The sequence below is a fragment of the Cytobacillus depressus genome, assembly GCF_008923245.1.
Lineage (GTDB): Bacteria > Bacillota > Bacilli > Bacillales > Cytobacillaceae > Cytobacillus > Cytobacillus depressus.
The window spans coordinates 153,301-165,616 of the sequence record NZ_WBOS01000007.1; the positions used below are offsets into that span (position 1 = coordinate 153,301).

Below are 12,316 nucleotides of genomic sequence, written 5' to 3' on the forward strand. Positions count from 1 at the left end.
TTAAACCAAATTAGGAAAGAAAGGGGGGAGTATCACTTTTCCCCGTTTCTTCATTATATACGAACATAGAAATGGTATTTTCCCTATTTTCAAAGATCCCCTACCTGTTTGGTTCCGAAAATTCGGTTTACTAGTCGTGCATCCCCCAAAAATTACCAAGCAGCAATTGTCCCATCTGTACGTGATTCGGTTCCGCCAAATAGGACGCCTGTTTCCGGATCACGCCAAATGATTTGCCCTCGTCCGAAACCACCAGAATCAACAGTTACCTCAATCTGGTGGCCTTTCCTTACTAGAGCCTGAGCAATGTGATTAGGGAATTGGGGTTCAACTAATACCTTTTTTCCTTCAATCCATTGCCATCTTGGTGCATCAAGGGCAGCTTGCGGATTTAAGTGAAAATCCACAGTATTCATAACTACCTGCATATGCCCCTGCGGCTGCATAAATCCACCCATTACCCCAAAAGGACCAACTGCCTGATTGTCTTTCGTTAGGAACCCTGGAATGATTGTATGATAGGTTTTTTTCCCTGGCTTTAATGCATTCGAATGCTTAGGATCTAACGAAAAATCGCAGCCTCTATTTTGCAGGGCAATCCCTGTTCCTGGAACAACGATTCCTGAACCAAAGCCCATATAGTTACTTTGAATGAAGGAAACCATATTTCCCTCTCCATCTGCCGTAGCAAGATAAACGGTTCCGCTGGTTGGCACTTTAATAGGGTTGTGATCTAATGCCTCATCACCAATCTTTGCACGCCCTGCTTCACCATATTGTTCAGATAAAAGCTCTTCAACATCCACCTTCATCTCACGAAAATCTGTTATACAAGCCTTGCCATCCGTAAAAGCTAATTTCATTGCTTCAATTTGTTTATGATAGGAATCAACGCTTTCCCGATGGTTGAATTCAAAGCCGCTTGCAATATTTAAAGCAAGCAGGGCTAGAAGGCCTTGTCCATTTGGCGGAATCTCCCAGACATCGTATCCCCTGTAATTAATCTTAATTGGATCGACCCACTCCGCTTTGTATTCTGCTAAATCTTCTTTTGAAATAAAACCATCGTATTTTTCCGAAAATTCGTGAATCTTTTCAGCAAGATCACCTCGGTAAAAGCTTTCAGCATTTGTTTCCCCAATTGATTTCAATGTAGAAGCATGCCCCGGTGAGCGCCAAATATTTCCTGCCTGTGGTGCACGGCCGGCCGGAGCAAAGGTTTCAAACCAATGCTGAAATTCTGCATCTGTAAAAGTCCTTTTAAAACGATTAAAAGCAATATTCCAATACTTAGCTAAAATAGGGGTCAACGGGTAACCATTTTCCGCATAGTTGACCGCAGGCTCAAGCACCTCTTTTAATGAAAGCTTTCCGAATCGTTTTAATAATTCAGCCCAAGCAGATGGTGCTCCGGGAACAGTTACAGGAACTAATCCATATGTAGGAATCTTATCATAGCCCCTTTCTTTTAATGCTTCAATCGAAATTGACTTTGGTGATGGTCCGCTTCCGTTTAGACCATAAAGCTGCTTATCCTTAGTCCATACAAGAGCAAAAGCATCACCACCAATTCCATTTGATGTAGGCTCTAGAACAGTAAGTGCAGCAGCTGTTGCAATCGCAGCATCAATAGCGTTTCCTCCCTTTTTCAGGATATCAAGCCCTGCCTGTGCTGCAAGCGGCTGCGAAGTTGCAACCATCCCGTTTTTCGCCATGACAGTTGTTCTTTGTGAAGAATGTGGATGAAAGTGATAGTCTAATTTCATTAAGCACACCTCATTGTTTGAAATAATAGAATAATAGGGAGATATAATCCCAATGTAAGAAAGTAAGGAGCTAACTAAAATGCAGCTCCTCCCTAAATGTTAAGCTAACTTAAAGTATGGACTGTCCCGCAAAATGACATGCAGCAAAATGTTTGGGCTCGTATTCTTCCCAAACAGGCTTTTCTGTTTTACACATATCAGCCGCAATTGGACATCTTGTATGAAATGAGCAGCCATTTGGGGGATCAGCAGGATTAGGTATATCACCTTGTAATTGGATACGTTTGTGTTTAGAATGTACAGTCGGCCTTGGAATAGCTGATAATAAAGCTTGAGTATATGGATGTAATGGCTTATTAAATAAATCGTGAACCGTTCCAAGTTCAACCGTGTTTCCAAGATACATAACGAGAACACGATCACAAAAATATCTAACTACCCCGAGGTCATGGGAGATAAATAAATAGGATAATTGATATTTCTCCTGCAGCACCTTTAATAGCTTTAAAACTTGGGCTTGTACGGATACATCTAGGGCGGAAACGGCCTCATCGCAAATCACAAAGGAAGGATTTAGGGCAATGGCTCTTGCTATCCCGATCCTTTGTCTCTGACCTCCGCTAAACTCATGAGGATAACGATCGAAATGCTCCTCCTTTAATCCAACCTCCTGAAGAAGTTTGATTACCATTTCTCTTTTTTCCTTAGCTGACATATTAGTATGCATCGTAAATACTTCTTCCAACGCATGGCCAATTCGTTGCCTTGGATTAAGAGAGGCAAAAGGATCCTGGAATATCATTTGCATTTCCTTTACAAACTTTAATTTTTCTTTCCTTTTTAAATGTTGTATTTCCGTCCCGCTGAAAATGATTTTTCCCGAGGTTAATTCTTCTAAGCCCAAGATTGTTCTGCCTAAAGTTGATTTACCACAGCCTGATTCTCCGACAATCCCAAGACTTTCTCCTTTATATAGCTTTAAGGAAACATCCTCAACTGCTTTTACGTCACCTTGTTTGCGTTTAAGAATACCACCAGTAATCGGAAAGTACTTCTTTACCCCTTTTAACTCTAAAAGAACCGCTTGTTCTTGATTTTCTTTCACAGCGATTGGCATCTCAGTTATCCCCCTCTAGCCAGCAAAACACTTGATGTGAATCGGATAGTTTAAACTCTGGAGGCTCTTGGATTCTGCAAATATCCTTTGCAAATTTACATCTCAAATGGAATCGGCAGCCTGAAATTTGTTCATCTAAACTAGGCAAAGATCCAGGGATTGGCTCTAATTCAAAATCAGGATCATCAACATTTGGTACGGAATTAAGCAATCCAATGGTATATGGATGTTTCGGCTTATCAAAGATTTCCTCCACTTTTCCTTCCTCTACCTTTTTCCCTGCATACATAACCATAACCCGGTCCGCTACCTCGGCAACTACACCCATATCATGGGTAATCATGAGGACACCCATATGAAATTCGTCTTTTAACCTATTAATAATGTCCAAAATTTGGGCTTGAATGGTGACATCAAGTGCAGTTGTTGGTTCGTCAGCGATCAATAGCCCAGGATTGCAGGATAAAGCAATGGCGATCATTACCCTTTGCCTCATTCCGCCGCTAAGCTCATGAGGATATTGATTCATCCTTTTTTCCGGATAAGGAATACCAACTTGTTTTAATAGCTCAATCCCTTTATCTATTGCTTCTCTTTTTGATAGCTTTTGATGGATCATAAGAGGCTCTCTTATTTGATATCCAATCGTCAATACTGGATTTAAGGCTGTCATCGGCTCTTGGAAAATCATTGAGATTTTATTGCCCCTAATTTGTCTCATTTTCTGTGCAGGTAGTTGATGAATGGCCTTTCCTTCATATAGAATTTCCCCGCTTGTAATTTTTCCATTGCTGGGTAATAATCCAATGATGGAAAGGGACGTGATACTTTTCCCACAGCCCGATTCTCCAACGATACACAATGTCTCTCCTTTTTGGAGAGAGAAGGAGACATCACGGACAGCAGAAAGCTGCCCGTCTGCTGTCCGAAACTCAGTCACAATGTTTTTGACCTCTAGTAATGTCTCTCCCATAACGACTAACCTACTTTCTTGTTACTTTTGATAAATCCCATTTACCATTAGGATCTAACACCAGACCCGTATAATCATTATTAAGTGCAACTGTCACTACACCGTGGTACATAACTACTACATCGTCATTTTTAAGCATTAGCTCGTTTGCCTGATTTAAAAACTTTTGTCTTTCATTTTGATCTACCGTTGTTCTTGAAGAATCTACAAGCTTATCAAATTCAGCATTGCTGTACTGTGCACGGTTAGAAGATCCAACGTTATCACCATGGAAGTTAGGGTAAAATAATTCTGAACCATCCCCTGTGATATTTGACCAGCTTAGGAAAGATAGGTCATATTCGCCTGCACGAGCTGAATCAAGGAATGCTGCCCATTCCATGGACTCAATACTTACATTAAAGCCTGCTTCTGTTAATTGAGATTGAACAATTTCGGCCATTAATTGGAAATTACCTCTATTGGCTGTTAATAATTTTAATGGGCGTTTGTCATAGCCGTTCTTCTTTACCAATTCCTTTGCATTTTCAACATCGTATGGTGTGCCAGCTTTATCTGCTGAATCCTGGTATCCGAAAACCTTAGGTCCAACAACACTATCACTTCTAAAACCTAAACCATTTAATTTAGAAACGAACGCATCTCTGTCAATTGCACTAGCAAGGGCTTTTTTGAATTCTGGATCTTGATTTTCCTTTTTCGCATGGTTCACTGTAAAATAATAAACTGGAGTTCCATCAACCTTCTGGACCTCTACATTCTTTAAGCTTTCGATACGTTTCATTTGTTCAGTCGGAAGATTATCTAAAAATTGAACCTCACCTGCTTGGAGCATAGAAATAGCTGTTGATACCTCAGGTACTACTTTGAATACTACTTTCTTTAATTCCGGCTCTCCGCCCCAATATTCTGGATTAGATTTTAAAACAATTTGATCTCCTGGTACCCAGCTAACAAATTGGAATGGGCCTGTACCAACTGGACTGTTCATTAAATCTTGCTTCTGGTCTGCAGTTGGACTTACAATGGCAGCATTTGTATGTGCTAAAGAGGCAAGGAATACACCATACGGATACTTGGTTTTAATTTCAACTGTGTACTCATCTTTTACTGTGATTGTATCTACTGGTTCCAATAATGATGCTCTTGGTGCAGCTGTTGCTGGATCACGAAGCTTATCAAATGTATATTTGACTGCTTCTGCATTAAACGGTGTTCCGTCATGGAACTTAATTCCCTCTCTTAATTTGATAACCCAAGTATTTTCATCTGGATTCTCATATGACTCAGCTAAAACTGGTTCATATTCCATTGTGTTGGGGTTTCTTTCAAATAGCTTTTCATACACATGGTCCGTGATATTAGCTGAAGCAGAATCATTCATTAAAATGGGTGAAAGGCCAACTGCATCTGTAACAGAGGCATAAGTTAATGTTAATTCTTCATTCGATTTTCCATTGTTCCCGTTGTCTGACTTCTCTGGATCAGATGATGCGCCTTTTTCGCCAGAACAAGCTGTTAAAAGGACAAGTGCAAAAACAAGTGTGAATAAAAAAGTGAAATTTCTTTTCATTCTTTTTCCTCCTAAAATAGTTTTATTGAATATCCATATTTGGATCTAAAGCATCCCTTAATCCATCGCCAACTACGTTAAAGGCAAAAACAGTTAACATAATAGCAATGCCTGGAACGATCGTTAAATGTGGTGAACTCCACATGAAGCCTTGACCCTGTGCAATCATCGCACCCCATTCAGGTGTAGGCGGCTGTGCTCCTAAACCTAAATAGCTTAAGGCTGCCGTTGATAGAATAGCTGTTGCCATTCTCATAGTGGCAAAAACAATGATTGGTGCAAAAGCATTTGGCAAAATATGTTTAACCATAATTCTAAAATCCGATGCACCAAGTGATTTCATAGCCATGATGTATTCCTTTTCCTTTATAGAAAGAACAGATCCCCTGACAATCCTTGCACAGGATGGAATGGACCAAATACTAATAGCGATGGCGACATTGACTAAACTTGTCCCTAAAATAGCTATAATAAGCATGGCCAGTAAAATCCCTGGGAAAGAGAATAGCAAATCTACAATTCTCATAATAATTCCATCTAGTTTCTTATAATACCCACCTAATAGACCAAGGATAATTCCCCCGATAAGTCCCAAGCTTACTGCAGTTATTCCTACGACTAGGGAAATCCGGGATCCATATACAATTCTGCTCCAAACGTCTCGTCCATAGTTATCTGTTCCCAGCCAATGATCCTCGCTAAAAATAGGAAGTTCGCTATTTGCTAAATTTTGTTTAATAGGATCATGGCCAGTTAAGAGCGGTGAAAAGATAGCCATACAAATTTGAATAGCAATAATGATTAGCCCAATCACGGCTAGCTTATTTTTTATCAACCGCTTAGTAATAACAATAAAATTCCGTTCTTTCTTCTTAGGCTTTTTTATTCCTAGTTCAGCAATGCTGACGGTTGGTTCCATCGTATCCCTCCTAACCTATTGAAATTTAATTCTTGGATCGATATAGGTATAAACGATATCAACAATTAAATTGACTAAGACAAACAAAGTGGCTACCAATAAAACGGAACCTTGTACCATTGGGAAATCACGTGCAGCAATCGCATCGATCATTAATCTTCCAACGCCGTTAATGGCAAAAACTTTTTCTGTAATAATCGTCCCTCCAAGAAGGACACCAAAATTCAAGCCTATAACCGTAATAACTGGGATCATGGCATTTTTTAAAGTATGTATCCAAATAACATTTCGTTCTTTTACTCCTTTTGCTCTCGCCGTCCGAACATAGTCTGCTTTGACAACTTCAAGCATTGAAGATCTCGTCATCCTCGCTATCATAGCTGCCGAACCTGTTCCTAATGTAATCGCAGGTAAGATGAGTTCCTTTAAACCTTCTACCGTATAAAATGGAGAAGACATTCCGCCAACCGGCAACCACTGAAGATTGACTGAGAAAAGCAAAATCAAAACAGCTCCAAGCCAAAAATTCGGAATAGATATACCTGCTAAAGCAAAAGTAGTGCTTGTCACATCGAGCCAGCTATTTTGTTTTAGAGCTGAAATCAACCCTGTAATTATCCCTATAATTACTGCAATGATGATGCTGGCTATGGCAAGCTTGAGCGTGTTAGGAAAACGAATAGCGATTGCCTCCGATATTGGCTGGCGGGTTTGGTAGGAATAACCTAAATCGCCCTTTACCACATCGCTTATGTATCTTCCATATTGAACTAAGAACGGATCATTCAATCCAAGATTATTTCTAATTGCTTCAAGATCTGACTCGGAAGCTGTAGGTCCTCCAATCATTGTTGCAGGATCCCCCGGAGCAATGTGCATTGACGAAAAAACTAGGAAAGAAATACCAAACAATAGAAAAATGAGTTGAAAAAACCTTCGGACAATCATTGCAATCATATCAACACCCCTTTTTTATCAATTGTTAATTAAATATTTCTTTTTGATTACCAAATGTTTTAAAATTATTAAAATCGATTATAATTTATAATAATCTAAAAATCCATATTATTTTGATAATTTTTTATATTATTTTATTTTTTACTTTCTTTTTGTCGATTAATTACATAAACGAATTTCCTTTTGGCTTAACTTAGGGTTTTTATTCTTTTTTATTGATTATTCAATTGTTGATCGCTACGATATCATTTCGTAAAGCAAAAGGACCTATCAGTCGATAGGTCCTTTTCGTGCCATTCTACTCATTTATTAAAGCTTTAAACCGCTCCTGCTCTTAAATCTACGTAATAGAATATGACTTTCCACACGTGTAATTCCTTCTAAAGCATAGAGCTCCTCATTGATAAATCTTTCCAATGCAATGAAATTATCCACTAACACATGCATATGAAGGGTTGAAGGTCCTGTCATTTGATAGCAGCTGGCTACATTCATATTTTCCGTAAGTGCCTCAGCTACGTTAACCAGTGAACTAGGTTCGCAGTCAATTTCAAAAAACGCGGAGACTTCCTTTCCGAATTTCTCACTATTAACAACGACAGTAAACTGTTCGATGACCCCTTCTTCCACAAGTTTTGAAACCCTCTCCCTAACGGCGACCCTAGAAAGTCCTAATTGTTTGCCAATTTCAACGTAGGAGATCCGGCCGTTTTTAGTTAGAAGTCTTATAATATCCTTATCAATTTTGTCCATTTTCAACGTCCTTTCTCTCATCCTTAATTAAAGATATTATAAGAGAAATTCAAACAAAACGGAATATTTTAATATTATATTTTTTCATTTTGTTTATCCAATTACAGATTTATTAACAAAATGAAGGTTGAATATTTTACTTTTCTACATTATAGTACACGCTAAATTAATCAGATTTTTAATATTATCAATAAATTGGATTTATTCAATAGTTTTTATTTATTGTACAAATTTTCCTAAACATTTATATATCCTTCTAAATAAGATACAGCTTCTCCAGACATTTTTACTGTTTCACCTAAATCAGTACAATATAGCTTTCCGCCTCTTTCTGATAATTGCAATGCGGTAAATTCATTTTTATTCAATATATTCTTCCAATACGGAACTAACGTACAATGAGCAGAACCTGTAACTGGATCTTCATCTATTCCTGCCTTTGGTGCAAAAAATCTTGATACAAAATCTACTTCATTCCCTTTAGCTGTCACTATTACACCAAAACCATCTAGTTTTTTAAGTTCATCCATATTTAATTCAAGATCTAAAATATCTTGTTCTGTATCAAATACCACCAAATAGTCTCTTGACTTATAGACCTCTTTAGGTACTTTACCTAAACCTTTAATAAGTTCCTCTGGAGTATCACATTTTTCTCCTTCTCTAGAAGGGAAACTCAATGTAAATAGACCGCCATCCTTAGATACTTCTAAAAGTCCACTTTTTGTATTAAACTTTACATTCTTTAAATTTTTATCTAAATAAGTGCATATTACATAAGCAGAAGCTAATGTTGCGTGTCCACATAAGTCTATTTCCCCTTTTGGAGTGAACCATCTTATCTCATATTCATCATCTTTTTTTACAAAAAAGGCTGTTTCAGATAAATTATTTTCTTCTGCAATCTTTTGCATTAAATCCTCTTTTATCCATTCGTTTAATGGACATACTGCCGCTGGGTTTCCTTTAAATAGTTCATTTGTAAAAGCATCAATCTGATAAATCGGGATTCTCATTTTCTTAATCTCCTTGTTGTTCATTTAAACTACTTATTTCATACTAAAATTTTGTTATTTAGCTAAATTATACATTATTAGTGATTTATTTAACTATTCTGCCTCGTTTTGAAGAAGAAAAAGACTTCACTTCATATTGAAGCAAAGCACCCGTAGTGAAACAAGCTCATATTAAATGAGTTCTCCGTAATGCTTATAATGTTTTAGAAATTCTACAATATCTTTTATTACACTGTCTTAAGCCCCATAACCATCAATAGCAGTTTCATTGTTACTTTCTTCTGTCAATCCTCTTAAAATACCGATAATGTCTTCTGTAGGTTCTATATTTAGAAGATACTTTCAATTTAGGCGATGAAATTAGGAACCTTAGAAATTATATGTTACAATGTGTTTACCATTTGATTTACTGTTTTCATGTTCCCTACTCATTCGTGAGTGGGGTTTTGTGTATTTTTAAGAAAAATAAAAAACAGACTCTAAAAAAGAGTCTGTTCATGTTTGGCATTATAATTAAGCCTTACGAACGTTTGCTGCTTGTGCTCCACGCTGACCTTGCTCAACATCAAAAGTCACTTCTTGACCTTCTTCTAATGTTTTGTACCCTTCGCCTTGAATAGCTGAGAAATGAACGAATACGTCTTCTCCACCCTCACGTTCGATGAAACCGAAGCCTTTTTCGCCATTAAACCATTTTACTTTACCTTTTTCCATGTTTGTTGCCTCCTAGTGTGTTAGCACACACAATGTATTACTATCCTTGTTCTCAGTGATCATCAAGACGAAAAGTTTTACTAATACTATCCTTTACACCGAACAAAAATAATTCATATTTAGAATAGCCTTTTTTGAAATTGTTTGCAAGGAACCCAAGGTACCCTAACTAAAGCACCATATTGTCTAAGTAGAATCCTTTACAATCTTTCTTTTGAACCGAATATATGATGGGAAAATTCTTGTTCTGGATTTCCTTCCTTCTGATGGTTTAAGTACTTTGCTCCGGTGTAAAAAACATTGGAGCGTAATCTACATTATTAAGCCATATATGCTCTGACCATTTAAAGCATTTTTTACCCATACATCACCTTTATTTTGCTCTGCCATCTTTCGAAACCAAGTAAGATAAGATCCAACAACTTGAGGTTTAATCCCTCCTACTAATAGAATTACAAATAATTTTGGTAATTCACAAGGATAATATGGGAATTTGTCGATTGGTTGCAACTGCTTTATTGGCAGCATGTTTTGAACCTATAAGAACGTGTATTGTCTTGGTTCTTGTTATGGCTGTATAAAATAAATTATTTCGTAGCAACTCTTTAGAAAACAATTCTATTTCCAATCCGGGGACTTTTCGTTGAATGGATTATTGTAATTCTCATTCACTTTAAAGATTATCCTGACTTTAAAAAACTAGGCTACGTCATCTACTTTTTTCAAGATAAGTAGAAATCCCAAAAACTATGTCACCACATCCTTTGGAACAATTAGAATAAGACTCTCTAGAGAGGAGAGTCTTTTGCATAGTTAAAATTTTCGATACCTTTCCGGAATGGTTAAGTCTTTTCTTTCATCATCCCAAGCTATTGAGCTTATCTTCCAACCAGAGGGTGTGCAAATGAACTGCATTGTTTTCATGCCCATTGTATCAAATGCTTCGCCAGACAACACACCTATTTTTCGATACAGGCTGAAGCGATGAGCGATATTTCCGAAAATCTCTGTGATTTCGTACACTTCTTCTTCCTTGAAATTCATCAAGTTCCCTTCACTTAATAGTTTCTCACGGGGTTCGATAAACTGCTGAAGACTATAAATAAAAGGAGCGCAATCTGTATTTTTAATAATCATTGCCTCTGGAATAAATAATTCAGAAAGGGCGCATACATTCGGTTTATTTCCATTTTTATTGGTAAACGCATCGAAAAAAGAGGCGGTTAATCGATCTAGAATCACTTTTGTTTCTGTTGATTCCTACTGTTTTTTGATGTAATTTTCGGTTTTGTCGAATACAAAAAGCTTAAGCTCTTCGGGATCATTGGCTAGTTGAATCAATCTCTCAAACCGAAAATCTAATTTTTCGAGCAGCCTGGCTGAAGCTTGATTCTCTTGTGCCGTGATTGCCACAATGCGAGTAAGTCCCAATGTGTCTTTTCCATAGGACATTACTGCGGAAGCTGCTTCATAGGCGTATCCTTTTGACCAATATTTTGGGAGAAAGGCAAATCCAATATCCACATCTTTCAAGGAATCTCTTTTTACCAGACCGCAAATTCCAATCTGGGCATGATCCTCCTTTCGTTCCACCAAATAAAGGCAGAAACCGAATTGCTCATACATGCGAACAGGTCCATTCAAAATATAGGTCCTTGCGTCATCCAGCGTTCTCACACCGCGATCGCCTATGAACTGCAACCAGGAAGGATCATTTAAAAGCTCAAGGATAAACGCAGCATCGTCGGGTTTTTGCAGGCGAAGGATAAGTCGTTCAGTTTCAAGAATTTTCAATAAAATTCACCATCCCTTTATATTTTTCCCAATTAACTAATAATATCAGATGTTAGATTAAACTTTGAAAATAATCAAAAGGTTAATTTTGCCGATGTATCGAGTTTTTCACCCACGTTGATTCATATATTACTTTTGAAAATGTATCCGTATTATTAGCTCTCTTCTAAATTTTAACCTATAAACCAATTTTCTTTAAAGGCATTACTCCACAATATGGCCCTTTTCATGAAGAAAGACGCTTTCCTTATTTCAGAAAAGCGCCCGATTGTGGAAGATCCTAAATACATCTTTATTGAAAGTCGATTCTGTTTTTTTACTACTCAAAGTAATCATCGACTAATATCCTCATGTTTTTCTTTAAGAGCCTTTATCAGTTCATCAAAATTATCATTAAATCTGCTTAATTGGTAATCATTATTATTGTTTGCGGTGTTATCACCTAAATATCTTATAGCACTTGAAATATTAGAAGCAGAAATTAATATACATATACTTAAAATTACTATTGCACCAGTTAAAGATAATCTTATTTTTTTATCGTTCAATTCTATTCCCCCCTTTAATACAGACTACCACATATTTCCTAATGGTTGTTGAACTATTCAGCTCCTTTAGTAGAGTAGAAAACTGATTTCATAGGGATAGCTTACGCTATCTCTTTTACTTTCAGTTTCCCCTCATCAAACCGTACGTGAAGTTTTCCCTCATACGGCTTTCCGATGTTCTTCTTT

At 37.3% G+C, this 12,316-nt stretch carries 12 protein-coding genes; all 12 read right to left on the bottom strand.

Annotation, left to right across the window (positions count from 1 at the left end; translation table 11 throughout):
• Positions 1–152: 152 nt before the first annotated feature.
• Positions 153–1,766, bottom strand: coding sequence for a gamma-glutamyltransferase family protein (locus tag F7731_RS15995; protein WP_151535780.1), 1,614 nt, complete (start codon positions 1,764–1,766; stop codon positions 153–155).
• Positions 1,767–1,875: 109 nt separating this feature from the next.
• Entirely contained in the window at positions 1,876–2,883 is a 1,008-nt protein-coding gene (locus tag F7731_RS16000) for an ABC transporter ATP-binding protein (protein WP_151535781.1), read from the bottom strand.
• Position 2,884: 1 nt separating this feature from the next.
• Complete coding sequence (locus F7731_RS16005; protein WP_151535782.1) at positions 2,885–3,856, bottom strand: ABC transporter ATP-binding protein; 972 nt, start codon at positions 3,854–3,856, stop codon at positions 2,885–2,887.
• Positions 3,857–3,866: 10 nt separating this feature from the next.
• Complete coding sequence (locus tag F7731_RS16010; RefSeq protein ID WP_151535783.1) at positions 3,867–5,429, bottom strand: ABC transporter substrate-binding protein; 1,563 nt, start codon at positions 5,427–5,429, stop codon at positions 3,867–3,869.
• A gap of 22 nt (positions 5,430–5,451) precedes the next feature.
• Positions 5,452–6,348, bottom strand: coding sequence for an ABC transporter permease (locus tag F7731_RS16015; RefSeq protein WP_151535784.1), 897 nt, complete (start codon positions 6,346–6,348; stop codon positions 5,452–5,454).
• A 15-nt stretch (positions 6,349–6,363) separates the two neighbouring features.
• Positions 6,364–7,305: a nickel ABC transporter permease gene (nikB, locus tag F7731_RS16020; protein WP_151535785.1), complete on the bottom strand. Its 942-nt coding sequence runs from the start codon at positions 7,303–7,305 to the stop codon at positions 6,364–6,366.
• Between the two features lie 309 nt (positions 7,306–7,614).
• Positions 7,615–8,064, bottom strand: a complete 450-nt coding sequence (locus F7731_RS16025; RefSeq protein WP_151535786.1) for an Lrp/AsnC family transcriptional regulator — start codon at positions 8,062–8,064, stop codon at positions 7,615–7,617.
• 230 nt (positions 8,065–8,294) lie between these two features.
• A complete protein-coding gene (locus F7731_RS16030; RefSeq protein ID WP_151535787.1) occupies positions 8,295–9,074 on the bottom strand; it encodes a PhzF family phenazine biosynthesis protein in 780 nt (259 codons plus the stop codon).
• Between the two features lie 513 nt (positions 9,075–9,587).
• Positions 9,588–9,788, bottom strand: coding sequence for a cold-shock protein (locus F7731_RS16035; RefSeq protein WP_027322326.1), 201 nt, complete (start codon positions 9,786–9,788; stop codon positions 9,588–9,590).
• 813 nt (positions 9,789–10,601) lie between these two features.
• Complete coding sequence (locus F7731_RS16040; protein WP_151535788.1) at positions 10,602–11,030, bottom strand: DUF4440 domain-containing protein; 429 nt, start codon at positions 11,028–11,030, stop codon at positions 10,602–10,604.
• A gap of 18 nt (positions 11,031–11,048) precedes the next feature.
• Positions 11,049–11,582 (bottom strand): GNAT family N-acetyltransferase, encoded by a 534-nt coding sequence (locus F7731_RS16045; RefSeq protein WP_151535789.1) that lies wholly within the window; start codon positions 11,580–11,582, stop codon positions 11,049–11,051.
• A 332-nt stretch (positions 11,583–11,914) separates the two neighbouring features.
• Positions 11,915–12,130, bottom strand: coding sequence for a hypothetical protein (locus tag F7731_RS16050; protein WP_151535790.1), 216 nt, complete (start codon positions 12,128–12,130; stop codon positions 11,915–11,917).
• Positions 12,131–12,316: the final 186 nt, after the last annotated feature.

Excerpts from the sequence above, each read along its gene's own strand:
- F7731_RS15995 (WP_151535780.1), bottom strand. The coding sequence starts at position 1,766 with ATGAAATTAGACTATCACTTTCATCCACATTCTTCACAAAGAACAACT.
- F7731_RS16000 (WP_151535781.1), bottom strand. The coding sequence starts at position 2,883 with ATGCCAATCGCTGTGAAAGAAAATCAAGAACAAGCGGTTCTTTTAGAG.
- F7731_RS16005 (WP_151535782.1), bottom strand. The coding sequence starts at position 3,856 with ATGGGAGAGACATTACTAGAGGTCAAAAACATTGTGACTGAGTTTCGG.
- F7731_RS16010 (WP_151535783.1), bottom strand. The coding sequence starts at position 5,429 with ATGAAAAGAAATTTCACTTTTTTATTCACACTTGTTTTTGCACTTGTC.
- F7731_RS16015 (WP_151535784.1), bottom strand. The coding sequence starts at position 6,348 with ATGGAACCAACCGTCAGCATTGCTGAACTAGGAATAAAAAAGCCTAAG.
- nikB (WP_151535785.1), bottom strand. The coding sequence starts at position 7,305 with ATGATTGCAATGATTGTCCGAAGGTTTTTTCAACTCATTTTTCTATTG.
- F7731_RS16030 (WP_151535787.1), bottom strand. The coding sequence starts at position 9,074 with ATGAGAATCCCGATTTATCAGATTGATGCTTTTACAAATGAACTATTT.
- F7731_RS16035 (WP_027322326.1), bottom strand. The coding sequence starts at position 9,788 with ATGGAAAAAGGTAAAGTAAAATGGTTTAATGGCGAAAAAGGCTTCGGT.